Annotated in this window: 26 protein-coding genes and 1 tRNA gene; 4 read left to right on the top strand and 23 right to left on the bottom strand. The window is 68.0% G+C overall.

Annotated elements, in window-relative coordinates:
* Window positions 1-261: 261 nt before the first annotated feature.
* The 5 genes from thrC to MDN94_RS14840 form a co-directional block, all read right to left on the bottom strand.
* A complete protein-coding gene (gene thrC / locus MDN94_RS14860) occupies window positions 262-1332 on the bottom strand; it encodes a threonine synthase (protein WP_482726283.1) in 1071 nt (356 codons plus the stop codon).
* Window positions 1333-1339: 7 nt separating this feature from the next.
* Window positions 1340-2629, bottom strand: coding sequence for a homoserine dehydrogenase (locus MDN94_RS14855; protein WP_482727078.1), 1290 nt, complete (start codon window positions 2627-2629; stop codon window positions 1340-1342).
* A gap of 100 nt (window positions 2630-2729) precedes the next feature.
* Window positions 2730-4121, bottom strand: a complete 1392-nt coding sequence (gene lysA / locus MDN94_RS14850) for a diaminopimelate decarboxylase (protein ID WP_482726282.1) — start codon at window positions 4119-4121, stop codon at window positions 2730-2732.
* 23 nt (window positions 4122-4144) lie between these two features.
* On the bottom strand, window positions 4145-5335 hold the full coding sequence (gene nrtL / locus MDN94_RS14845) for an ArgS-related anticodon-binding protein NrtL (protein WP_482726281.1): 1191 nt from the start codon (window positions 5333-5335) through the stop codon (window positions 4145-4147).
* A gap of 200 nt (window positions 5336-5535) precedes the next feature.
* On the bottom strand, window positions 5536-6000 hold the full coding sequence (locus MDN94_RS14840; protein WP_482727077.1) for a response regulator: 465 nt from the start codon (window positions 5998-6000) through the stop codon (window positions 5536-5538).
* A 330-nt stretch (window positions 6001-6330) separates the two neighbouring features.
* On the opposite strand from MDN94_RS14840, the gene MDN94_RS14835 reads away from it, so the two are divergent.
* Window positions 6331-6402: transfer RNA gene (locus MDN94_RS14835), tRNA-Arg, on the top strand.
* A gap of 212 nt (window positions 6403-6614) precedes the next feature.
* Here the strand turns inward: MDN94_RS14835 and MDN94_RS14830 are convergent.
* The 14 genes from MDN94_RS14830 to MDN94_RS14765 form a co-directional block, all read right to left on the bottom strand.
* Window positions 6615-6956 (bottom strand): hypothetical protein, encoded by a 342-nt coding sequence (locus MDN94_RS14830; RefSeq protein WP_482726280.1) that lies wholly within the window; start codon window positions 6954-6956, stop codon window positions 6615-6617.
* Between the two features lie 32 nt (window positions 6957-6988).
* Window positions 6989-8362 (bottom strand): tyrosine-type recombinase/integrase, encoded by a 1374-nt coding sequence (locus tag MDN94_RS14825; protein WP_356621025.1) that lies wholly within the window; start codon window positions 8360-8362, stop codon window positions 6989-6991.
* On the bottom strand, window positions 8359-8532 hold the full coding sequence (locus tag MDN94_RS14820) for a helix-turn-helix transcriptional regulator (protein WP_356621150.1): 174 nt from the start codon (window positions 8530-8532) through the stop codon (window positions 8359-8361). The genes MDN94_RS14825 and MDN94_RS14820 overlap by 4 nt, the downstream gene beginning before the upstream one ends.
* 16 nt (window positions 8533-8548) lie before the next feature.
* Window positions 8549-9913: a replication initiator protein RepSA gene (gene repSA / locus MDN94_RS14815; RefSeq protein WP_482726279.1), complete on the bottom strand. Its 1365-nt coding sequence runs from the start codon at window positions 9911-9913 to the stop codon at window positions 8549-8551.
* On the bottom strand, window positions 9910-10104 hold the full coding sequence (locus tag MDN94_RS14810) for a hypothetical protein (protein WP_482726278.1): 195 nt from the start codon (window positions 10102-10104) through the stop codon (window positions 9910-9912). Before MDN94_RS14810 ends, repSA begins: the two co-directional genes overlap by 4 nt.
* Before the next feature lie 91 nt (window positions 10105-10195).
* Window positions 10196-10513, bottom strand: coding sequence for a SpdD-like protein (locus MDN94_RS14805; RefSeq protein WP_482726277.1), 318 nt, complete (start codon window positions 10511-10513; stop codon window positions 10196-10198).
* Between the two features lie 17 nt (window positions 10514-10530).
* Window positions 10531-10722: a hypothetical protein gene (locus tag MDN94_RS14800; protein ID WP_482726276.1), complete on the bottom strand. Its 192-nt coding sequence runs from the start codon at window positions 10720-10722 to the stop codon at window positions 10531-10533.
* A 14-nt stretch (window positions 10723-10736) separates the two neighbouring features.
* A complete protein-coding gene (locus MDN94_RS14795) occupies window positions 10737-10928 on the bottom strand; it encodes a mobile element transfer protein (RefSeq protein ID WP_441262809.1) in 192 nt (63 codons plus the stop codon).
* Window positions 10929-10944: 16 nt separating this feature from the next.
* Window positions 10945-11616 (bottom strand): DUF2637 domain-containing protein, encoded by a 672-nt coding sequence (locus MDN94_RS14790; RefSeq protein ID WP_482726275.1) that lies wholly within the window; start codon window positions 11614-11616, stop codon window positions 10945-10947.
* Between the two features lie 22 nt (window positions 11617-11638).
* Window positions 11639-11809, bottom strand: coding sequence for a hypothetical protein (locus tag MDN94_RS14785; protein ID WP_482726274.1), 171 nt, complete (start codon window positions 11807-11809; stop codon window positions 11639-11641).
* On the bottom strand, window positions 11809-12078 hold the full coding sequence (locus MDN94_RS14780) for a hypothetical protein (protein ID WP_482726273.1): 270 nt from the start codon (window positions 12076-12078) through the stop codon (window positions 11809-11811). The genes MDN94_RS14785 and MDN94_RS14780 overlap by 1 nt, the downstream gene beginning before the upstream one ends.
* Before the next feature lie 79 nt (window positions 12079-12157).
* Window positions 12158-13498 (bottom strand): FtsK/SpoIIIE domain-containing protein, encoded by a 1341-nt coding sequence (locus MDN94_RS14775; RefSeq protein ID WP_482727076.1) that lies wholly within the window; start codon window positions 13496-13498, stop codon window positions 12158-12160.
* Window positions 13499-13515: 17 nt separating this feature from the next.
* On the bottom strand, window positions 13516-13872 hold the full coding sequence (locus MDN94_RS14770; RefSeq protein ID WP_356621015.1) for an SCO3933 family regulatory protein: 357 nt from the start codon (window positions 13870-13872) through the stop codon (window positions 13516-13518).
* A 138-nt stretch (window positions 13873-14010) separates the two neighbouring features.
* Complete coding sequence (locus tag MDN94_RS14765; RefSeq protein ID WP_482726272.1) at window positions 14011-14790, bottom strand: GntR family transcriptional regulator; 780 nt, start codon at window positions 14788-14790, stop codon at window positions 14011-14013.
* 18 nt (window positions 14791-14808) lie between these two features.
* On the opposite strand from MDN94_RS14765, the gene MDN94_RS14760 reads away from it, so the two are divergent.
* Entirely contained in the window at window positions 14809-15276 is a 468-nt protein-coding gene (locus MDN94_RS14760) for an NUDIX hydrolase (RefSeq protein WP_482726271.1), read from the top strand.
* Window positions 15277-15286: 10 nt separating this feature from the next.
* Here the strand turns inward: MDN94_RS14760 and MDN94_RS14755 are convergent, their stop codons facing one another.
* From MDN94_RS14755 to MDN94_RS14745, 3 genes are all read right to left on the bottom strand, one after another.
* Window positions 15287-16129 carry a nuclease-related domain-containing protein gene (locus MDN94_RS14755; protein ID WP_482726270.1) on the bottom strand — a complete coding sequence of 281 codons (843 nt, stop codon included), beginning with the start codon at window positions 16127-16129 and terminating at the stop codon, window positions 15287-15289.
* Window positions 16130-16550: 421 nt separating this feature from the next.
* Window positions 16551-17078, bottom strand: a complete 528-nt coding sequence (locus tag MDN94_RS14750; protein ID WP_482726269.1) for a hypothetical protein — start codon at window positions 17076-17078, stop codon at window positions 16551-16553.
* A 19-nt stretch (window positions 17079-17097) separates the two neighbouring features.
* Window positions 17098-17589 (bottom strand): hypothetical protein, encoded by a 492-nt coding sequence (locus tag MDN94_RS14745; protein WP_482726268.1) that lies wholly within the window; start codon window positions 17587-17589, stop codon window positions 17098-17100.
* A gap of 91 nt (window positions 17590-17680) precedes the next feature.
* Here MDN94_RS14745 and MDN94_RS14740 point away from each other — a divergent pair, with 91 nt between their 5' ends.
* Entirely contained in the window at window positions 17681-17941 is a 261-nt protein-coding gene (locus MDN94_RS14740; RefSeq protein WP_482726267.1) for a CPCC family cysteine-rich protein, read from the top strand.
* Window positions 17942-17979: 38 nt separating this feature from the next.
* Window positions 17980-19002, top strand: a complete 1023-nt coding sequence (locus MDN94_RS14735; protein WP_482726266.1) for an ETEC_3214 domain-containing protein — start codon at window positions 17980-17982, stop codon at window positions 19000-19002.
* A 264-nt stretch (window positions 19003-19266) separates the two neighbouring features.
* On the opposite strand, the gene MDN94_RS14730 is transcribed toward MDN94_RS14735, so the two are convergent.
* The gene (locus MDN94_RS14730) at window positions 19267-22242 is read right to left on the bottom strand and encodes a DUF499 domain-containing protein (RefSeq protein ID WP_482726265.1); all 2976 of its coding nucleotides are present in this window, start codon (window positions 22240-22242) and stop codon (window positions 19267-19269) included.
* Between the last annotated feature and the right edge of the window lie 2 nt (window positions 22243-22244).

Below are 22244 nucleotides of genomic sequence, written 5' to 3'. Positions count from 1 at the left end.
TCGGCGGTGGAAACACCGCGACGGCAACGACACCGCGCATATGCGGCGGGCCGGGTTCGGGTACAGCCTATCGAAGGAAGGTTCACCTGCGACATAGGGCGCACAGGAGGCGCACGATGCGTGTCGCGAGCCTCCTGTGCCTCTACGTATGACGTTGTCCGGGTTGCCATACTTTCCAGTAGGGCAACCGGACGGGCGCAAGCGGTCTTCCGGCCGGATCAGGGCCGCGAGCCGCCCTGTTCACGCCGGACGCCGCGCCGGCTACGCGAGCCCGAGGCGCTCCGCCGCGGCGGCCGAGTCGACCGGGACGGTGACCGGCTGGGGCGCTCCGGCGACCGCCCAGTCGGGGTCCTTCAGGCCGTTGCCGGTGACCGTGCACACGATCTTCTGTCCCGGGTCGACCTTGCCCTGCTCCGCGGCCTTCAGCAGACCGGCGACGGACGCGGCCGAAGCGGGCTCGACGAAGACGCCCTCCTGCGACGCCAACAGGCGGTAGGCGCGCAGGATCTCACGATCCGTCACCTCGTCGATGAAGCCGCCGGACTCGTCGCGTGCGGCGATCGCCTGCGTCCAGGACGCGGGGTTGCCGATCCGGATCGCGGTGGCGATCGTCGACGGGTCCTTCACGACCTCGCCGCGCACGATCGGCGCGGAACCGGACGCCTGGAAGCCCCACATGCGTGGCGTCCGGGAGGACATCGCGTCCGCGGAGTACTCCTTGTACCCCTTCCAGTACGCCGTGATGTTGCCGGCGTTGCCGACGGGCAGCACATGGATGTCGGGGGCATCGCCGAGCGCGTCGACGATCTCGAAGGAGGCGGTCTTCTGACCCTCGATCCGGTACGGGTTGACCGAATTGACCAGCGCCACGGGGTAGTTCTCCGAGAGGCTGCGCGCCAGGTTCAGGCAGTCGTCGAAGTTGCCGTCGACCTGAAGGATCTTCGACCCGTACACGAGGGCCTGGCCCATCTTGCCGAGGGCGATCTTGCCCTGCGGCACGAGGACCGCGCAGACCATCCCGGCGCGCACCGCGTACGCGGCGGCGGAGGCGGAGGTGTTGCCGGTGGAGGCGCAGATGACGGCCTGCGCGCCCTCCTCCTTGGCCCGGGTGATGGCCATCGTCATACCGCGGTCCTTGAAGGACCCGGTGGGGTTGGCGCCCTCGACCTTGAGGTGCACCTCGCATCCCGTGCGCTCGGAGAGGACCTGCGCCGGGACGAGCGGCGTGCCACCCTCACGGAGCGTGACGACCGGCGTCGTGTCCGTGACCGGAAGACGGTCCCGGTACTCCTCGATGATGCCGCGCCACTGGTGGGTGCCGTTGGTGGTCATGGGTCCCTTACTCCCCTTCAACACGCATGATGCTGGCGACACCGCGCACGGTGTCGAGCTTGCGCAGCGCCTCGACGGTCCCTGAAAGGGCGGCGTCGGGCGCGCGGTGGGTGACGACGACGAGAGAGGCCTCGCCGTCCTTGCCCTGCTGGCGCACCGTATCGATGGATACGCCGTGCTCGGCGAAGACCGTCGCGACCTGGGCGAGGACGCCCGGCTTGTCGGCCACGTCGAGGCTGATGTGGTAGCGCGTCACCACGTCGCCCATGGGGCTCACGGGCAGCTGGGTGTACGCCGACTCGCCGGGCCCCGTTGCCTCGGCGAGCTTGTTGCGGCACACGGCGACGAGGTCACCGAGCACGGCGGACGCGGTGGGCGAACCGCCGGCACCGGGGCCGTAGAACATCAGCTGCCCGGCGGCCTCGGCCTCGACGAAGACGGCGTTGTACGCCTCGCGGACCGACGCCAGCGGGTGGCTGAGCGGGATCATCGCGGGGTGCACGCGGGCCGTCACCGACTGCCCGTCCGCCGCACGCTCGCAGATCGCGAGGAGCTTGACGGTGCAGCCCATGCGGCGGGCGGAGGCCATGTCGGCCGCGGTGACCTCGGTGAGGCCCTCGCGGTAGACGTCGTCGAGCCGTACCCGGGTGTGGAAGGCGATGCCCGCGAGGATGGCGGCCTTGGCGGCCGCGTCGAAGCCCTCGACGTCGGCGGTCGGGTCGGCCTCGGCGTATCCGAGGGCGGTCGCCTCGTCGAGCGCCTCCGAGTACCCCGCCCCCGAGCTGTCCATCTTGTCGAGGATGAAGTTGGTCGTGCCGTTGACGATGCCGAGGACGCGGTTGACCTTGTCGCCGGCGAGGGACTCGCGCAGCGGCCTGATCAGCGGGATCGCGCCGGCGACGGCGGCCTCGAAGTACAGGTCGCGGCCGTGCTCCTCGGCGGCGGCGTACAGCGTCGCGCCGTCCTCGGCGAGCAGCGCCTTGTTGGCGGAGACCACAGAGGCGCCGTGCTCGAACGCGGTGGTGATGAGGGTGCGGGCGGGCTCGATGCCGCCGATGACCTCGATGACGACGTCGATGTCGCCGCGTTTGACGAGCGCGGTCGCGTCCGTGGTGATGAGCGCCGGGTCGATGCCCTCGCGCACCTTGGACGGGCGGCGCACGGCGACCCCGGCGAGCTCCACCGGGGCGCCGATACGCGCGGCGAGGTCGTCGGCGTGCGTCGTCATGATGCGCGCCACCTCTGAGCCGACCACTCCACAGCCCAGCAGCGCCACCTTCAGCGGACGCGTACGCATCATCCGACCTCGCTTCTCATTACTTCTTGGATGTGGACCAGTCTCACCCACCGAACCGGAGTTTCTGCCCTCCGTCCGGCATGCGAGACATCTATCTCAACTATCCGACGTCGAGACGCAGGAGATCTTCCTCCGTCTCACGCCGGACGATCACCCGTGCCTCGCCGTCCGCGACGGCGACGACAGGCGGGCGAAGTGCGTGGTTGTAGTTGCTGGCCATGGAACGGCAGTACGCGCCGGTGGCCGGCACGGCGATCAGATCGCCGGGCGCGAGGTCGGCCGGCAGGAACGCGTCCTTGACCACGATGTCGCCACTCTCACAGTGCTTGCCGACTACCCGGCTCAGCATCGGAGCGGCTTCGGACGTCCGCGACACCAGGGCGACGCTGTACTCGGCGTCGTACAGCGCGGTACGGATGTTGTCCGACATGCCGCCGTCGACGCTGACGTACGTACGCAGTCCCTCGAGCGGCTTGACGGTGCCGACCTCGTACAGGGTGAAGGCGGTGGGCCCGACGATCGCACGGCCCGGCTCGACGGAGATGCGCGGCGGGCGCAGCCCGGCGGCCTCACACTCACGGGTGACGATCTCGGTCAGGGACTTCGCGATCTCGTGCGGCTCACGCGGATCGTCCTCGGAGGTGTACGCGATACCGAGGCCGCCGCCGAGGTCGATCTCGGGCAGCTCGACGCCGTGCTCGTCCCGCACCTCGGCGAGCAGCTGCACGACCCGGCGGGCGGAGACCTCGAAGCCGGCCATGTCGAAGATCTGCGAACCGATGTGGGAGTGGATGCCGATCAGCTCGAGCCCGTCGAGCCTCAGCGCCCGCCGCACGGCCTCCGCGGCCTGACCGCCGGCCAGCGCGATGCCGAACTTCTGGTCCTCGTGGGCAGTAGCGATGAACTCGTGCGTGTGGGCCTCGACGCCGACGGTCACCCGGATCTGCACCCGCTGCCGCTTGCCCATGCTCTGGGCGACGTGCGCGACCCGGACGATCTCCTGGAACGAGTCGAGCACGATCCGCCCGACGCCGGCGCCCACCGCCCGCTCGATCTCCTCCACCGACTTGTTGTTGCCGTGGAAGGCGATGCGCTCCGCGGGCATCCCGGCGGCCAGCGCCGTCGCCAGCTCACCGCCCGAGCACACGTCGAGGTTGAGCCCCTCCTCCTTCAGCCACCTGACGACCGCCCGGGACAGGAACGCCTTGCCCGCGTAGAACACGTCCGCGTCCTTGCCGAAGGCGTCGGCCCAGGCGCGGCAGCGGGCACGGAAGTCGGCCTCGTCGAGGAAGTAGGCCGGGGTCCCGAACTCCTCCGCCAGCCTGGTCACTTCGATCCCGCCGACGGACACGACACCGTCGGCGTTACGGGTGACGGTGTCGGCCCACACCTTCGGGTCGAGGGCGTTCAGGTCGGTGGGCGGTGCCGTGTAGTGCCCCTCGGGGAGGACATCGGCATGACGGGGACCGGCGGGGTGTGCGGATCGGCTCATCGGAATCTGGTCTCTCTCACGTCTCACAGATGGTCGGGCGCGCTGATACCGAGCAGGGACAGGCCACCGGCGAGCACCGTCCCGGCGGCTTCGGCAAGAGCGAGCCGGGATCGGTGGGCGGCCGAGGGTTTCTCGTCCCCGACGGGCAGCACGCTGTGCTGGACGCTGCTCTGGAAGGAGAGAAGAGCGTCGGCGGTGACTTCCAGATGCCGGGCAAGCCGATCGGGCGCCCTGAGCCGGGCGGCGTCCGCGAGGACGGCGGGATGATCACCGATGGCGGCGGTGAGAGCGGGGGCCTCCACATGCTCGTCCGGGCTGCCGGCGAACCCGAGCTGCGCGGCGTTACGGGAGAGGGCGCGGGCGCGGGCGTGGGCGTAGCGCACGCGGAAGAGGGGGTTGCGCTCGTGCTGGAGGAGGAGGGGGTGGGGGTTTAGGGGGTCGGCGGGCGCGGGGCGGTCGGCCGGGGACGCGTCCGTGGTGAAGCGGCCGGCCGGAAGGCGGTCCGCCGGGGACCCGTCCGGGGCGGGGCGGTCCGCCGGGGACCCGTCCGGGGCGGGGCGGTCGGTCAGGGGCCGGTCGTGGGCCGCGGCGGCGAGCAGTCCCCACCGGGTGGCGTCCACACCGAGGCGCCGCAGGAGCGTTGCCGCGTCGTCCGCGGCGGGAACGGGTGCGACGTCCGTACGGAGCCGCCCCCGCGCGTGCTGGGCCTCGATGCGTACGCCGAGATCGGCCCAGACGGGGTCGGCGGTGCCTTCACAGAAGGTCCGGCTGAGGGTGCCCTGCGAGAGCAGGATCCGGCGCAGGGTGTCGGCCGTGACGGCTGCTCGTACGTCGGCCCGGTAGGTGGGCTGCTCGACGGCCCCGGTCAGGTCGGTCCAGCCGTACTTCCGGCCGCGCTCCAGGACGTCCCGTACGAGCCGCTGCTGGGTGTCGGACTCGAGGGTGATGTTGAGGAAGCCGGGCCCGGTGATGTCGACGGCGGCGATTCCGGGGGCGGCGGCGATGCGGTGTCCCAGCTCCGCCGCCACTTCGGCGGCAGGCCGTCCGGCCTGCCGTGCCAGCCGCAGCGCGATCCCGGTGGCGTAGTCCCCACGCCCACCGGGCCGGGGCCGCTCGATCTTGACGACCCCGGGGGCGTCGACGCGCAGCGCACCGTCCTCCACGGCACGGCACACGGCGTGCCGCACGGTACGGGAGAGCTCTGCGGGGGTCACGGGACAAGCGTATGGGAGGAAGGGGGGCACTCCGCGAACCGGTTTCGCGATGCGGGCACTGCGGGGGCGGTCGCGGTAACGCGGACGGTGATCGCCTGCGGGGGCAGTCGCGGTTACGCGGACGGTGGTCGCCTGCGCGGAGGTACAGGCGCCGGGCACGGGCACCACCGGTCATCGGCACGCCGCGGTCACGGGCGCGGTCAACCTCTGGCGCTCTCCGCCCGCCCGGCCTCATGCCTGCCGTCGACGGACCGCGGGCCACCCTCCCCGGACTCGCGGGAGTCCCCGGTCCCCCTGGGCTCCCGGTGCATCAACTTCCGCACGACGCGCACGAGCTCTGCCGGCTCGAAGGGCTTGGCGAGGAAGGCTTCGACCCCGGCGGCGACACCGCAGTCGACCTCGTACTGCGTACAGGCACTGATGATCGCGAGGGGGATGTGCCCGGTGCGCGGGTCGTCCCGCAGCAGGGCGGCGGTGCGCAGGCCGTCGAGCCTGGGCATGACCACGTCCAGCGTGATGACGTCCGGCTGTACCTGATGCACCACATCCAGACACTCGGCACCATCGGCCGCGGTCACGACCTCGAAGCCCTCCAGCTCGAGGTTGACCCTGATCAGCTGCCGAATCACCCGGTTGTCATCGACAACGAGCACTCGGCCGGACACGCCGGACACAACTCGAGAGTAGGTCCGAGGACAGGGCTGCGTCCGGGTTTTGCCCACTTCCGACCCGTGCGGGCGAAGGGCGGGAAGGAGGGAGGCGGGTGGACGGTGGATCGTGTACGGGGACGGGGCTCCACGCGGCAGGTCCGCAAGCGGATCGGATCGGGCTGCGGGAGGGTGCTGGGGCTGCTGTCCGGCCAGTGGGCCCGGACCGGAGAATCCCGTTCCGCGGCGGCTCGGAAACCCGTTCCCCAGGACCCGAAATACCTGTTCACGATGACCCTTCGGGAGCTGGTAGGGTTCTACCCGTCGCCACGCAGCAGCGCGGCGCGCGCCCCCGTAGCTCAGGGGATAGAGCAACGGCCTCCGGAGCCGTGTGCGCAGGTTCGAATCCTGCCGGGGGCACCCTGTATGAGGTGCCCAAAGACCCCGTCACCAGCGGAAACGCTGAGGCCGGGGTCTTCGCGTATGTGCAGCCGTATGCCGCTCGGAGTCGCCGTATGACAGAGTCCGCGGCCTATTCGCGGGATGGATCATAAGGCGTCGTCCCAGGTCAGCGCCTCGAAATGGCGAAGGCCCCCGGACAGGTCCAGGGGCCTAGCAGGTGAGCGAATGGATCACCCGTGGATCTCGCGGATCAGGGCATCGTCGTCGTTGAGCTCCAGGCTGTACGGCAGTCCGAAGCGGCCCAGTAGTTCGGCGAACTCTTCGAGGCGCAGCGGGTCGACGACCCCGTTGAGCAAGATTGTCCGGCCTTCGATGGGATCGATCTCGACCTGGCACCAGCCGGTTTCAAGCTCGTAGCCGTACCAGGACGAGGACCTGGACCTCCAGCCGGCCCGCACGAAGTGCTCAGCGACAGCGGATGCGTCGCGGCAACCGCGTACGGTGCCACATACGTTGTTGCCGACATCGATCCACTTGGAATCGAGCCTCTGGCCCTTGTCGGATACGTCCACGCTCGGATTATCAAGCACGACGAAGTCCACCTTCACTCGTACTCGCGCAATAGATCTTCGATCCGGCGGTTGGCGACTTCCTGCCTGCCGTCGAGGCACTTGGCGTACCGGCTGAGCAGAACCTCGACGCTGTTGCCGGCGCGCTCGGCCACCTCAGTGGCGTCCACACCGGCGTTCAGCCACGTAGAGAGGGCGGAGTGCCGGAGGTCGTACGGGCGCCGAGCAAGCGGCGAGGCGACCGCCGCAGGCGGAAGTGCCAGCGTTCGGGCTTCCTGCCAGGCCCGGTAGTAGGTCGAGGAGGAGACCACTCCCCCGTTCTCGCTGAAGAACAGGCGGCCGTCATCGGCGGTCCCAAAGGTGTCGATGTGCTCGCGGAAGATGGTCACGAGCTGGGGAGGGATGGGCACCCGCCGGACGTCCTCGTTAGGTCGGTTCTTCAGCCCGCGGTCATCGTGACTCTCGCCGGAGTCGGTCCACTGCTTGCCCACGCTCGGCCGCGTCCGGTGCAGGAGTGCAGACCCCCACCCGGAGGCCGGGAGTGTCAGGTCCGACTCGGCCAGGCCCACTGCCTCGGCTGGACGAAAGCCACCGAAGTACATGCCGGCGAAGAGCCCGACCAAACGCCGACCGCGGGCCCGCCGGTACCCGCCGACGTAGGAGACGGCGTGCAGCAGTGCCCGGGCCTGCTCAGGGTTCGCGACAACCCGAGGGTCAACCTCCCCGGCCACTTTTGGCTTTTGCCAGCGAATGGACGCGAGCGGATTCTCTGAGAACTCGCCGAGGTCGACTGCATAGTTCATGGCGTTGACGAGGGTGCGCCGCTTTCGGCGAACTGTTTCGGCAGCAGCCGCGGTGCCGTCAAGTTTCAGCTTGAGTGAGTCGAGGACGGCCCGTCCGACAACGGGATCGGCGAGGTCTGCCAGCGGCCGCGAGGCCTTGCCGACCCAATGCAGGGTGTTTCCGATGTCCGTAGGGAGCTCCCTGTCACTCGGCCCCGGGAGGACAAAAGCCCAGGTGCGCAGCGCCTTGCGAAGCACCTCATCGGCGGGCCGACCGGGTCGATCGTCCAAGAGTGCGATCGTCACTGCGGCCAGGGACTCATTGATCCCATCGCGGGTGTTGGGCGCGGCGTGCGGCCATTTCATCGCAAGGTAGCGAAGGGCGAATTCGTACCAGCTCAGCGTGGCTTTCTGCTCGACCATCGAGTCCGGCAGCCCGGATTCTGTGTCGAACTCTTCGCCCTCACGCGCCGCTCGAAGAAGCTTGGAGCGAAAACTGTCGGCGAGCGCTTTGGTCTTACGCGTCTGAGAGAAGGGCTCCCCTGCTACCTTCCATCGCACCTCGTAGGAGGGGCGAACACCCTTCTTGGTCCGGATCGACCACACGCGCACGTCGGTCGACTTCACGCTGCGACGCCCTCCAGCCCACGGAGCCAGGCAGCAAAGTCGGAACGCCACACGCGCAGCTCTCCGTTGGGGAGCTTGAAGGCCGCCGGTCCTTGCCCAAGCTCACGCCACCTGTAGAAGGTCCGGCGGGACACTCCGCCCAGCTCGGCGAGAATCTGCGGAACGGTCATCAGCTCGTCTTTCACGTCAGGCTCCTTCCAGGGCTGCGAGGGCTTCGCGGGCGGTTCCGCGGTTGAGTTGGATGTCGCGGGCGATGGTGGCGGCGAGGGCGGATTCGCCGGGGGTGTGGCCGTGTCCGGCGTACTCCCAGGAGGCGAGGACGAGGACGGTGTCCGGGTCGCCGAGGGCGTCTTGGTCCTGGGCGGCGCGGTAGTCGGCACGGATCTGGCGGAGTGCGCCGAGGGTGGTGGAGTAGCGGCGGGACTTGGTGGAGAAGTGGCCGCGGAAGCCGAGCATGTGAGCCCAGGCCCCGAGCTTGCGGTCCGGGTAGAGCGGGGCGAGGTCGAGGCAGGCCTCGATGAGGCGGCGGGGGTGATCGGGCACTTCCAGGAGGTCGAGGACTTCCCGGTTCCCGATGCGTCGGTCGAGGCTGCCGGTCGACTCGGCGGCCTTGGTGGCGTACTTGGCGACGTAGGACGCGACGGCCTGCTCGGTGATGTCGGAGCCGTCGTCGAAGGCTTTGACCGGGCGGATGTCGAGCTGGGTGCCCCAGCGGAAAGGCCGGCGGGGCTGGTCCCCGGCGGCCGGGACGGTGATCGAGGTGTAGGAGTGGGCGACGGCGGCCCGGATGGAGTCGTCGAGCAGCTGCACGGTGGCCCAGGACGGAGGCGGCGAGTCGGGGCCGTCCGGTCCGTCGAGGCGGATCACGGCGTGGAAGTGGATCGCGCCGCGCTTTTGGAATTCGGCGACCTTGCCGTATGAGACGCGCAGCACGTCTTTGAGTTCGCGTTGGGTGAGTCCGGCGCGGGCGGCGATCTCGCGGCGGAGCCGGGTGGTGAAGCGCTGCCAGAGCTGTCCGGCGTGGTTGTTGAACAGGACCGTCCCGGCGTAGTCGTAGGTGGCCGGGTCGAGGGCGGTGCCCAGGGCAGGGTCGTCCTCGGGGTGGCGGGTGCCGCAGCGGCAGACGCCACGGTCGGGCCGGTTGTGGACCGGGCCGAAGGACGGGGCGGTGAGGGTGGCGAAGACGCGCGGGTGGTCGCGGACGGTGGCGGGGATGTCCTTGGTCTCGTCTCCGGCGAGGCCCGCGCGGATGAGGTGGTAGGTATCGCCTGCGTAGGTGTAGGCGCAGGTGGGGCAGCGGGTGGCGCGGCGGTTGCCGCAGGCGACGCGGAGCCGTCCGTCCGGTTCGGTGTCGGTCGAGTAGCGGCGCAGGGTCTCGCCAGTGGTCTTGTCCTTGGCGAGGGTCCAGCCGGTGAGGTGGATGGGGTCGGAGCAGCCGCCGGTGCGGTGAATCTGGTCTTTCCAGCGGTCGAAGCCGGGGGACCCGGCCACCCGCAGGACATCCTCGAGGGTGGCCGGGTCCAGGCCCGCCGCAGTGGCGGTATGCGTCACGCGGCCACCTCGACGCGGGCGGGGATCGGCCGGCGGGCGGGTCGGGTGCCGGTGCCGTGGCAGGCCGGGCAGTGGACGGTGATGGTGCGCAGGTTCCCGTGCCGGTCGCGGCCGCCGAGGGTGACCCGTACGGCGGGGAAGCCGTCGCAGTTCGAGCAGACCCGCACGGGCGTGGTGGTGGGCTGGGCCATGATGGGTGTCCCTTCTTGTCCTTTGCGATGGGTTGGGGCACGGCTCCCGGGGCGGGCAAGACTTGGCGGTTGAGACCGCCCCGGGGGCCGGTCAGCGGCGCTTGTGCTCGGAGGTGATCAGCGAGCGAACGACGAGCGCGCACACGGCGCCCGAAGCCGCGGTGACGGCGACCGCCAGGAGCATCGAGACCAGCACCGCGCCGACGACCAGGACGACGGCGGTGCCGCCACCGACGAGGGCGAGCGCGCTGCCGGGCGTGAGCTGGACCGTGGGCCGGGCAGGCACCGCCGGGGCCACAGGGACCGGGGCGGCGGTCGGGGTGTGCTGGACGATCGCGGTCGGCTCGACGGCGGGCGGGGTGACGATGCCGGTCGGGGTCGGCATGGTCGGGATCTTCGGGCGGAGCATGGCGGTTCTCCGTTCGGTCACTTGGTGGTGTTGTTCACGGCGTCGACGCCGGTGCGGGTGCCGGACTCGATGGCGGGGGCCAGGAAGGTGTCAGCGAGGAGGAAGCCGCCGAGGAGGAGCACCACGATCAGCCAGGTCGGCGGGCGGAAGCGGATACCGAGGTAGCCGAAGACGGCGATGACGAGGACGAGCGGGAGTTCGACGTTCATCGGACGGTCTCCTGTCAGGCGATGCGGCAGCGGTGAGTGCGGGCCGCGAGCTGGGCCGCGGAGGAGCTGGAGTAGTCGGCGGACCAGCCGCAGCGGTCGGCGGTGCAGACGGCGGCGTGCTTGGTGCGCCCGTGCCGGTCGCGGTGCGTGCCGACCTGGATCGGTCCGATCCGCATGACGGAGTGGAAGTGGTCTCGGGCGGGCATCGCGGTGTCCTTTCGATCAGGTGAGTTGGGCGGCGATGGCGTCGGCCATCGGGGCGGGGACGCCGAGGCGAGCGCGCAGAGTGTCGGTGTCGATCCGTGTGCCGGTGGCGGTACGGTGCGCGTCGGCGACCTTGCGGGCGTGCTCGACCAGGGCGGCCGGGACCGGCGGAGCCGGGGCGGGAGCGGGCTCGGGCGCTGCGGGCAGGGCCGGGGTGGGCTCCGGCTCGGTGACGGGACCCGGCTCAGGTGCGGACTCCGGCTCGGCCGGCACAACCTCCACCGCCTCCGGCTCCGGCTCCGGTTCGGGGCCGAGGGCGGGGCCAGCCGTGGTCGGCGAGTGGGCGAGAAGCGTGCCGCCGAGGAAGGCGAGCGCGGGCCATCCGGCGATGCCGAAGCGCAACCAGGCGGGCGGATGCGCCAGGTCGAGGAATCCTGCGGTTGCGACGTTCGCGCCAAGCGAGGCCACCAGGGCGATCAGGAACCAGCACCAGGCGAGCCGGGACGGCCCGTCGTTGCGCAGCCGTCGCCAGGCGGCGACGAGGAGCAGGTCGACGGAGACCGGGTAGGCCCAGGCTTTCCATCCGGTCTGCCCGGCAGCGGCGGCAAGGTCGTGCAGGTGGGCGAAGGACAGGGCCCCGGCGATCACGGCTTGCACCAGGACGGCGTCGACGCGGAGTGAGCGGGTCATGTCTTCACCTCCTCTTGGGGTGTCAGGCGGTCGGGGCGGTGCCGGAGCCGAGGCAGGTCAGGCAGAGCGCGGCCTGTCGGTCGGTGGTCTCGCGGAACTTGCGGGCGGAGCCGACGCGGACTGATTCAGCGGTCTCGCCGGCGCCCTTGCAGTCCGGGCACTTCCTCGCGCGGGGCTTACGGGCGCTGGCCATCACTGCCGCCGCGGAGCGCGACCCAGGGCGCGGGCCACCGCATCGAGGTCAGTCGGCGTGTAGGCGGTGCGCACGCCGGAGATCGACATCCCGGCGGCCTCGGCGAGCTCGGCCAGGGTGTAGGGCCGAGGGCGTGTGAACTCTCGTGCATAAGCCAGGTACTCGCGAATGTCGCGGTCGAACTGATCACGCGTGGACCGCAAGGCAGCGAGCTGACCGAGGAAGTCGTCAGGGGCGAGACCGTCCAGGGTGGCCAAGGGGTGAGGCATGACAGGTCCTCTCAGGTTTCGGGCATGGCGGGGGTAGGGAGTTGGCGCGAGGTGGTCGCGTCGACCGGGTGCGGGTGTGTCAGGCGGAGGCGGGTGCCTCTGTCGCCGGGATCTTGACGAGCGGCACCGTGGGCGGCAGTTCGGGCCGGAAGGCGGCGAGCGCGGGCAGTTCCGGAGTGCGGTGGGCGTGCCGGTTGCAGGCGTTGACGGCCTGGCGCATCGAGGTGCGCGGGGTGCGGATGCGGGCCCAGCCGCCGGTCGAGTCACCGGTGACGGCAAGGCCCGGAGTGTCGGTCGGGATGGAGATGGCGGCCAGGACGGCGTCGGGCGCGATGTCGCCGAAGGCCATGTTGGCGCTGGTTTCGTCGTTGACGCGGTGGGCGGTGCGGGCGGTGAGCTGGGCGCGAAGCATGGTGATGCCCTTGCCGAGTTCGGAGCCGAAGCGCTGCCCGCAGATCTCCAGATAGATGCCGGCGGCGCGGCCGAGCTGGGCCAGGCGGACGAGGGCGGTGATGATGCGGTCCCGACGCGGTTCGTCCGCCTTGGTCGGGGACAGGGCGAGTTCTGCCACCTCGTCCACGAGGACCACGATCGGGACAGGCCGCAGATGGGTCGGGAGGTCCCAGATGTCGGCGGCGATCTCCGCGTCGGGGATGTCGGAGGTGATGCGCTGGTCGGCGCGAACCAGTTGGTAGACGCCCTCCATGTGCGTGACGAGCGCGTCGAGGAGGTCGGCGGCGGTGTCGGGGTTGTCGGCCAGCGCGGAGAACCGGCGGGCCAGCGGGAACAGCTCCACCCCCTGTTTGCAGTCGACGCCGACCAAGGCCACGTCCTGTGCGGCGAGTTCGGCGACCAGATGGCGCTGGTAGACGGACTTGCCGGAGCCCACGGCCCCGATCGTCAGTGCGTGTGGTGAGGTCCGGTAGTCGCGGTAGTGCACGGCACCGTCCTCCCGTAGCGCGACCGGGACCCGCATCGGCATGCGGTCGAGCTTGGCGGGCATCTGCACCCGGGCTAGGACGTCGTAGCCGGTCATCCGCAGCTCGACCACACCGGACCGGATCTCGCGCGAGGTGACGCCTTGCATGGTGAACGAATGCCGCAGCCGGTCCGTGGAGGCGGCGAAGTCGAAAGCGTCTTGACCGGGCCGAAGCCCCAGCCTCAGCACCAGCCCGGTACGGGTCGGGCGCAGGCTCAGGATGCGCGGCGGCCGGGGGTTCGGGACCGGCCGGCGGGCGATTCGAGCCCAGGCCAGCCGCCACCGGGACGGCGGGACCGTGAGCCCGCAGGCGTCCATGACCGAGGCGTACCGGACCAGGACCCGCAGGGCCGCGAGGCCGATGCCGAAGGCGAGCCAGTACCAGGCGGGCCGACGCCACTTGAGCAGCAGCGCCAGCCCGACGACGGCCAGCAGACCCATCGCTGTCCCGGTCACGATCAGGCCGCCTTCGGCTTGCCGGCGTCGGCCGCCAGGGATGTGACGGCGATCGCACGGAAGCTGATGCCGTGCCGCTTCTGGCCGTTGAACTCGTTCTCCCACGGCCGGGCCACCACGCCGGTCAGGCCGACCGGGGTGCCGGTGGTCAGCTCGCCGGTGAACCCGGTCTCCGGAACGGTCAGGCTCAGGATCTCGGCGTTGCCGTTCATCACGAACATGACGTCGATCGTCATCAGCGGTGCACCGGTGTCCCGGTCAGTGGCGACCTCTCCGGTCTGACGGTTGGCAATCTTCGGCTGAGGGGGCTGGGCCACCATCACGACGGCTCCGGTGGTGTCGACGGGAATCTGACGCACAACGATCACTCCTCTAGAAGTGCTGGACTCCGTCACTCATGTACATGAGTGACATGAAGAAGAGTGCATGACTCCTATATATGAGTCAACCCGCCAGGACGAAGAAGTCCCGGCGGGTTGAGGGGAGTTGAGCGAGCGTCAGTCCGATGCGGGGATGCGGTACTCGAAAACGAACTGGTCAGCAGCCATGAGGGTGTCGCAGACCTCCACGACGCGACCCGCTTCGGTGACCGCATTGCGGAGGAGATGAATGACGGGTGCGCCGGGGCTGAGCGCCAGTTCGGATGCTTCGGCCTTGGCGGCCGGGCGCGCTGTCAGCGTCTCGACGAACTCGGCGAAGACGTGGCCGTCGCCCTCCAGCCGAGCGTAGATGCCGCCGGGGCCGGGGTTCTCGGCGAACAGCTCGGGGATGTCCTTCACCACGTCCCACGGCAGGTATGACGTGGCGGTTTCCACCGGGACGCCGTTGCGGAAGTAGAGGCGTCGCCGGGCGAGGACCTGAGTGCCGGCGGGAACGTCGAGCCGTTCGGCGATCTCCTCGGGAGCTTCCATCGGGCCGATGTAGAGGACGCTCACCTTGGCCGTGGCGCCGGACTGGGCAGACTCGGCGAGGTAGGCCGCCTTGCCGCCGCGGCGGTGCGAGGCGCGGAACCGGTCCGAGGAGCGCAGCCGCACGGGCGGCCGGTCCTTCACGATCGAGCCCTTGCCATGGCGGGTGTCCACCAGGCCACTGGCCCTGACCTCCACCATGGCTTTGCGGATGGTGCCGCCGGAAACGCCGTAGCGCTCCACCAGCTCGGATTCGCTGGGCACCAGGTCACCAGGCTTGAGGACGCCTGCCCGGATCTGCTGAATGATCTCGTCGGCGATCTGAACGTACCGAGGTACGGACCTGCCACCTCCTACGGGAGTTCCCACAGTCCTTCTCACTCTCCTATGCTCCTGTACATGAGTAACAGCGCCAGCGAGACCCAGTCAACGCCACTGCACTCCGTGTCCGTGGCGGGAGCAGTGGTGCGCGAGGACGGGCGACTCCTGGCGATCCGTCGAGCGGACAACGGAACCTGGGAGCTGCCGGGCGGGGTCCTCGAACTCACCGAGGCCCCCGAGGAAGGCGTAGCCCGCGAGGTGTGGGAAGAGACTGGTATCCGGGTCGAGGTCGACGAGCTGACCGGGGTCTACAAGAACACCACGCGCGGCATCGTTGCCCTGGTGTTCCGTTGCAAGCCCGCTGGCGGGGTAGAGCGAACCTCAGTCGAATCGACGGCAGTTGATTGGCTCACCCCGGAAGAGATCGCCGAGCGCATGGCCGAGGTCTACGCGGTTCGCCTGCTCGATGCGTTGGACGGTAGCGGCCCTCATGTGCGCAGTCACGACGGCAAGCGTCTCCTGAAGGCCGGCTAAGGCGATCGGATCAGGCGTCGAGCCAGGCACGGCGATCCCGGGCGACGCCGTACACACGCTGCACCTGCGATTGATCAAGAACGCCGGACAGGGGCCCGAGAGCGGAGACCTCACGCTCGCGGTAGACACGGACAGCCACTTGCGTAGCTACAACGTTCAGCTCGGAGACGCCGACGAAGACCAGGACCGGCTGAACCGGGACCGCAAAGCCTGAGTACGTTTCGAGCACTCGTTGAACTCGCTTCGCCTCAGCTCGACTCTTGATCGCGTACGGCTGTGGCTTGCCATGGTTGACCCTGATCATGTCGTCCCCGACCCAGACGGCCTTGCCCTGGTGGTTCTTGGTGTTGACGCTGAACACCCCGCCAGGGCCGATGAGTAGGTGATCAACGTCGACGTCACGAGGTAGCGGGACGGCGTGAAGAACGTGCCAGCCCTGTCGGGTGAGACGGTTCAGCTCGGAGCCCACTCTCTTCTCACCGGCCAGGCCAGTTCGCCATGACTGCATTGGGCTTGGCCGGCGCAAGAGCCAAGCCAATGCCCGTTCTGTCAGCGTTGGGCCGGACTTGTTCAGTCGCTCTCGAAGTGCGGTGCCAGGTGCGTTGGACGCTAAGTCGAACTCAGGGGACAGCGGCGGCAGCTGCGGTGCCGCGGGCAAACCAGGCTTGGTCGTTGACGGCTCATGCATGTGCGGCGCGAGCGCATCCAGAGCAGCCTGTCGATACTTCGGTTCCACAATGGTGACCTCACCGGACCGGCGGTCGAGCCACGCGACAGCGGTGCCGTCAGCCAGATTCGCGTAGAGCCGATCATGCCCGAACCGCTTCCACGACGTGATGCGCAGTTCCTCCACTGAACCCCCAGTGCTCGTAACGACGTTGTCGCTATCGCAGCAGCGGGACCCACGGAGCCACAAGAGCGCCCATGCGGTAAGAGTTTCTCTACTTCATCAAGGCGGCTCGCTCCGCTCGCCGCGCGCGGCCCCGGCTCCAGCGCCGGGTCCCGACGCTCCTGTCTCCGCCCCGCTCCGGGCCCCGGCTCCGCCGGCCGCGCGGCTAGTGCGAGACGTCTTGCCCGAGGTAAGAACGAGGCCGGTACGGGGTTGGGGCGGTCGCCTCCGCGGCTTTAGGCAGCCACCATGGGGCGAGCCTCGAAGATCGGGGCCCACATCGTGCTATTGCGGGCAGGTCCACAGACTGCCCGATTCACGGCAAGCTTACGGGCCCCGATCTCTCGCCCCATGGCAGCTCCCGCCCAAAGCCGCTACGCCGACCTCATTTCCCTACTGCTGGTCCGATCTCATTAGCGTCGACTGATTCGGGGAGTCCGTAGCGAGTGGCCCCCTCGAATGTTGGAAGGTCAAAGTGCGTCGTGCGCATATCTACCGATGCCAGGAGACGGTTAAGTATAACGATCGAGTACAACGTGACCGCATCGTGAAGGCGCGCAAATTCAGACTGCCCGATTGTGAGGCGATCTCCAACGGACAGTCCATAAGAAGGGCAGGCGTCCGTGAAACGTTGGTCTGCTATACCTCCGCGGTGGGCTAGTACGTTCCTCACGTTCTGGGCTTCGAACAGCGCATCGCGCAGGCGAGGGTCGACCGGGCCGCCGAGCCCTACGCAGTCGAGCAATTTTTCGAATTTGGTGACTCCGCTCTTAAGGTCCAGCTTGAGGTCTCTTTGTACTTCACTTACGAGCAGGCGGACTCGTTGCTCGTCTGACAGGCTTAGGAAGTCAGCAATCGGGACCTTGATTCTCGAGAAGACCTGATGCCGCAACACTTCCGGCTTGAAGGCCATCCAGGCTTCCACTGTGTCCTCAACTAGACACTCCAGCGCCCCCCAGATTCCCATGATGGAGTGAGCGTGCAGAAGTCTGAAATCTGCGTCCATTTCGGCTTGAGCGAGAGATACGTCTGCTTGCCTTTGGGCGAGATTGGTCTCGCTTGTTTCCCTCCTCTCGGAATGACTTCAAGCTATTCGGATCCTTCTTCACGCGATCCCAGAGATCATTTATCATGTGCCAGTAAGCATCGGACGCATCCAGGAAAGTGATAATGGCGTTGGTTTTTTCGGTGCGCTTATACGTCCTCGCTCCGACTTTCTCTTCCTCCTGTTTAAGGGCGAGCTGCGACTGCGACTCCACCTGTTTGATATCAAGTTGAGATTTCGCATTCGCTGCCGCGACACTTTTTTGAGTGAGGAATGTAAGCCATCCGACGAGGGCGCCACCAAGTAGAGTGGCGATGATACCGCCGAGCCCGAGCCAAAAAGCTTCGGACAGTGCTGCGTGCAGAGTGCTAGCGGCCATTTCTGATCTCCCTCTCCAGGGACAGGAGGCCCAATGCTTTCCATTCATGCATGCTTCATAGAGGCACGATAACTTTCGATACTGTGAACGGGTGAATAGTTGCGTGCTGGATAATTGCCTAAGGGCCGACACTCGGCGAGCGGGCAAGTGCGAGATCTGCTCCGTATGCTTCTGGGAAGACGACGGGCAGGGCGGTCACGACGCGGATTCGGGTTCGAGGCGGGCCAAGCGGACTGGGCCTCGCCGTAGCTCGGCGCAAGTTCTTGCCAAGGGGCCTGTGACGAGCGGTGCGCTCAGTTCGTGCGTGACCCTTTGCCGGACGAACACCCGCCAGCCTGGCATCCCTAGCTGACATCAACGCCGCCGACGGCAACGAACGGACATGGCGGAATGAGCATCGAGCGGTGGCCGTACGACCGCGTTCTGGCTGTCGCAGGGAACGCTGATCGAACTTACAAGCAAAATGCCTGTGCGGTGTCCCTGGCCTCGGGTCATGGTTACGGTTCAGCCGCCAGCGCGGACCTTGAGGCCCGCAGGGCGCAGGTCCTCGTGCAGGATGCCAAGGTGCGCTTCCTTCCTGAGCTGGACACCAAGTTGAATGTGTGGACTTTGGCCGCCGTTCTTACCGCCCTCTACACGCTGTTTGGCGTCGCCAGGGGATGGTGGCGCGCCACGTTGGGTAAGCGTCGCAGCCTGATCAAGGCCTACCGGCGCCTGGCCCCCTTCGTGCGGGACGACTACGTCAGGGCTCTCTTCGGTGAGCCAGCCTGGAGCCACAAGCAGCACGTGGGGGTCCACGGCAGGGGCGACGATGACGCTCCCGCCCTGCACGACGTCGAGGTGACGGTACGGACATGGGCTCTGGGTACCTTGGGATACCTCGTCACTTGGTGCAACGAGGATGACGAGGTATTGATGTATGGGCTGACCACGTGCAGCCCCCTACTCCGCCCGTCACTCGCCGTGGGCCCCTACAAGGTTCGACTTGGCCGGACCCGCTTGTCGGCTCTGCCGGCGCCGTCGACGGTCGATGACGGGCCGTGGCCAACGTTGGGAGCAAGGCGCTTCTGCTACGCCGAGCAGCACTACTTCGGCAGCCCAGGGGGTTACCGGACGTGGGTGCTCGGTGTGAGTGACACAGGCAGCCCAGCCCTTCCTCCTATCGATTGCACGGCGTGGGAAGAGGCGGAACTTGGCGCCTATCGAGCGCAAGCCGTGATCAATTCCGTACTCATAACCGGTAGTACACCCATCGACCTCAACTCGATACTCCCGTATGGCGTTGCCCCCGATCACGACAGGGTTCGGCTCCTTGACCTCCGCTCCCCTGCACGGATCGCTTTGTCTGTCCGCTGCCGGCATGGTGTCGCGGCGGTACGCAGCTTGAAGTTCCGCGGACGGCGTTCTCGTTAGAGCCGTCGGCAGAGTGAGCGCCTGGCCGAAATCCAAAGCAGCGTGCCAGATCCGTGCCAGATCGAGCGGTCTGCCACGGTCAATCGCAGTGCATGAGGTACAGGAACCCGCTAACGGCCGAGGCTCTGTTGGAGGCTCGTGACCAGCTCAAACGAGTTCTTGATCCCCGCCAGGCTTACAAAGCAGCCCTCCCCACGGCGCCTGGCGACGTGGGCTCCTATCGTGAGATTGGTTCCTGGCCGCCTCACTCACGCCGTCCAGCAATTAGAAGTCGTCGTCCTCGACCCGGACGCGCGCGCCCGCCTGCTGTGCCTTCTGCTCAATGGCTCCCTGTGCACCCTCCGAGGTAATAAGCGTCACGCTCAGGCTAAAGAGCTGGTGGTTAGTCCTGGGTGCATCAAGGACTTTGCTCAGCTCCTTGAGGAGTTGCCAAACCTGTTCACGAGCATCTGGAGCGGTGATGCTGCGGTTGGTTAGTTCGATTATGTACCGCTTGAAGGAGGTGAGATCCGAGCTGCTCGGAGCGGCATCTCCGGTGCTGGCCTCGCCGGACTGTCCCGCCGTGGCCCGGTACTCCTGGTCGTCGACGCCGAACAGCCCGCTGGGCTCTTCGCCACTGAGTGGCTCGCCTGGCTGCTTCGGGATCGGGATCGTCGTGGTGCTCTTCGACGCACCACTGGCGGCGGGCACGGTCTCCGCCGCCTTGACGGCGCGGCGAAGGTTCTGGCTAATGGAGCCGATCGAGATATGTTCCGGAGAGGCGATAGCGAGCTTGTCACCGTCGGAGTCCGCCAGCTCCCAGCCGTTCTTGAGCAGAACGAAGATTGCCTGGCGTATCTCGTCGGTCGCGGTAACCAGGGGGAACAAGGGGTTCTTGTAGAAGGATTGGACAACTTCGCGAGGTGTCAGGGTTCGCTCGAACGTGTCCAGCAGGGCAGCGAGGTAGTCCGCCGAGAGGCCTGCCGTAATCGTTGCGCGACCAGCCTCCACGAGTGCCGCCCACACCTGGTCCCCGCGCAGTGATGACTTGCTGTCGTCGTCGAACCGCTTGAACTCCACATGCAGCCCGTCCGAGGCGCGGACGAGGTACGCGTAGTGCTGGAAAGCCTTCTCGATGTCCTTCTTGAGCTTGTCCTCAGCCTCGGTCACCTTGGTGGTGGCCTCGCGGAGCTCGTCGACATCCTCGGGGTTGAGCTGCTTGAGGACACTGCGCCAGGCAAGAACCTCCCTGGCGCGCTTGCGAGCCACTTCCCGCCGCTGTGTGTTCACGCAGGCCACGATGCAGCTGGCGGCATTGTCCACGCGCAGGGCATCGGGTCCGAGCCCGAGAAGTGCTGTGATTTCGGCGCGACTGATCGTGTCCTTACCGTTGAGGAGCGTCCAGCGGCGCGAGTCGAGCACGACAAGGCGGGTGACGGCCGAGTCCACCCCCTCAAACGTGCGCGGCAGGTCGATAACCCCGGTGGCGGCCGGCGCGTCGATGAAGCGGATCTCGTCAAAGATCCCACGACGAGCGAGTTTCTGCGTCTGCTCCCAAACCAGCTTTTCGCATGAGGGCGGGTCCACCAGCGCCAGGGAGGCGGTGAAGTACATCCGGAGCGTCTGCCTGATGGACAGGTAGTAGCGGCCGGGTGCGTTGGTCGGCTGGGTGATCTCAAGGGCGCCGAGGCCGTCCTCGCCGGTGAGGGCGTTGAAGACCTCCTCGGCGTCGGTGTACGGGGTACCGGGGGCCGGCGTGGGCTCGAGGATAGCCGCAAGCATCTCGCTCTTTGTCGCCCCCCGGCCGCCGCGCGGGCGCGCGACCATCGAGTAGCAGAACAGGGCAGTGGCCATACGCACACCCGCGTGGTCCTGGCGGGCCGTGACACCGGCAGCACGCAGCCGCTCGTCGATGGCGACAGCCCGTCCTGCGGACCCGTCGGTGCTGGTGATGTCGGTGGTGGCGACGGAGCGATAGCCCTGGATGGCCCGGTCGTTGCCCATGAACATGCCGGAGGACAGCAACTGCTCAAGGGCGGTCGTGAGCGGGATGTCGCCTACGCCGATGAGGGCTGGCGCCCAGCGCCCGGTCTGGTGCTCCGTGACCCAGTGCAGCGCAGTCCGGGCGAAGATCGCAACCGTGGAGCGGACGCGCTGGAAGTTTTGGACCTGTGACCACTCCTCTCGCACCAGTCGCATGAGCTCGGGGTGGAACGGGTAACTCGCCTTGACTCGCTCGGTGAAGCCGGTCAAGCCGCGGTTCGGGCCGAGCTTGTCGAGCACCTTGTCCCGCCAGCCGGTATCGCTCGCCGCACCGTACTGTTTGGCTACGTGCGACGCCGCAACGCCCACCTCGGCCGGCTCGAACAGGCGGCGCTGGATGATCGAGGCAAAGTCGTGGGACTCCGTCACCGCGACTCTCCCGTCCGGGCCGTTACGCACGAGTCGCTCGGAAACATAGCTGCGGAAGTCATCGGCGAGCGGGGGATAGCCGCGCTCGTCGAGCTCGCTGCGGATCATAACCACGACACATACGACGCGGGGCACGTCGTCACAGGCGTCCATGAGAGCGTTAAGGAACGCCTTCTCGTTGGGCATGCGGTCGATGTTGGTCGCGTCGGCGAGCTGCAGCACGTAGTCCATGAGCTCGTCGAGGAGAATGAGTACCGGCCGTCCCGCGTCACTGAGCGCCTGCTGCAGCGTCCCCTTGTTGGGCCCGCCCTCGACGTAGTGCCGGTAGCGGTCCATGTCGCCCCCGGTCAGCGACCAGAGGAACCGCTCGAACAGGTTCGTGGCCGGACCGAACGTCTCGCTGGGCTTGCCCGGGCTGAAGTAGTCAGCCGTGAGAACAACGGCCTGGGCACCGGTGAGGTCTACATCGAGACCGCCCTGGCCGGCTTCACCACGGACCTCGCGACCCAGCTCCGTGGCGAAGAACTCCAGCGGTGAGTTGGCCATGTGGTACAGCCCGACGAGGGCGTGGCTCTTGCCTCCACCCATGCCTTGGTCCAGGTGGAACAGCGCCGTGGTCTCGGCGTCGGTGCCTAGCCGGCGAGCGACGCGGCTGAAGAAGCCGACGAGGTTCGGAGTGGGCTGAGTGATGTCGCCGTAGTAGTCGACCTTGCGGTAGGGCACGTCAACGGTCTGGTAGACGGCCTTGTGCAGGCTCATCTGCAGCTCGCCAACTGAACCGTCGGACGCGATGACCTCGGGCCGCAGCGTGAGGACGTCGGCCCAGTGCGAAGCGGTGCCGGTCGACATGC

The sequence above is a fragment of the Streptomyces sp. WAC00040 genome (genome assembly GCF_056835925.1).
This window is presented reverse-complemented; position numbering and strand designations above follow the sequence as displayed.

What these genes read in the sequence shown, in the direction of transcription:
- MDN94_RS14775 (WP_482727076.1), bottom strand. Translation starts at nt 13,498, where the DNA reads ATGGGTCTGCTGGCCGTCGTCGGGCTGGCGCTGCTGCTCAAGTGGCGT.
- thrC (WP_482726283.1), bottom strand. Translation starts at nt 1,332, where the DNA reads ATGACCACCAACGGCACCCACCAGTGGCGCGGCATCATCGAGGAGTAC.
- MDN94_RS14805 (WP_482726277.1), bottom strand. Translation starts at nt 10,513, where the DNA reads ATGCTCCGCCCGAAGATCCCGACCATGCCGACCCCGACCGGCATCGTC.
- MDN94_RS14800 (WP_482726276.1), bottom strand. Translation starts at nt 10,722, where the DNA reads ATGAACGTCGAACTCCCGCTCGTCCTCGTCATCGCCGTCTTCGGCTAC.
- MDN94_RS14735 (WP_482726266.1), top strand. Translation starts at nt 17,980, where the DNA reads ATGAGCATCGAGCGGTGGCCGTACGACCGCGTTCTGGCTGTCGCAGGG.
- MDN94_RS14760 (WP_482726271.1), top strand. Translation starts at nt 14,809, where the DNA reads ATGCTCCTGTACATGAGTAACAGCGCCAGCGAGACCCAGTCAACGCCA.
- MDN94_RS14745 (WP_482726268.1), bottom strand. Translation starts at nt 17,589, where the DNA reads ATGGCCGCTAGCACTCTGCACGCAGCACTGTCCGAAGCTTTTTGGCTC.
- MDN94_RS14785 (WP_482726274.1), bottom strand. Translation starts at nt 11,809, where the DNA reads ATGGCCAGCGCCCGTAAGCCCCGCGCGAGGAAGTGCCCGGACTGCAAG.
- MDN94_RS14810 (WP_482726278.1), bottom strand. Translation starts at nt 10,104, where the DNA reads ATGGCCCAGCCCACCACCACGCCCGTGCGGGTCTGCTCGAACTGCGAC.
- MDN94_RS14730 (WP_482726265.1), bottom strand. Translation starts at nt 22,242, where the DNA reads ATGTCGACCGGCACCGCTTCGCACTGGGCCGACGTCCTCACGCTGCGG.
- MDN94_RS14795 (WP_441262809.1), bottom strand. Translation starts at nt 10,928, where the DNA reads ATGCCCGCCCGAGACCACTTCCACTCCGTCATGCGGATCGGACCGATC.
- MDN94_RS14780 (WP_482726273.1), bottom strand. Translation starts at nt 12,078, where the DNA reads ATGCCTCACCCCTTGGCCACCCTGGACGGTCTCGCCCCTGACGACTTC.
- MDN94_RS14820 (WP_356621150.1), bottom strand. Translation starts at nt 8,532, where the DNA reads ATGACCGTTCCGCAGATTCTCGCCGAGCTGGGCGGAGTGTCCCGCCGG.
- MDN94_RS14855 (WP_482727078.1), bottom strand. Translation starts at nt 2,629, where the DNA reads ATGCGTACGCGTCCGCTGAAGGTGGCGCTGCTGGGCTGTGGAGTGGTC.
- lysA (WP_482726282.1), bottom strand. Translation starts at nt 4,121, where the DNA reads ATGAGCCGATCCGCACACCCCGCCGGTCCCCGTCATGCCGATGTCCTC.
- MDN94_RS14750 (WP_482726269.1), bottom strand. Translation starts at nt 17,078, where the DNA reads ATGGCCTTCAAGCCGGAAGTGTTGCGGCATCAGGTCTTCTCGAGAATC.
- MDN94_RS14790 (WP_482726275.1), bottom strand. Translation starts at nt 11,616, where the DNA reads ATGACCCGCTCACTCCGCGTCGACGCCGTCCTGGTGCAAGCCGTGATC.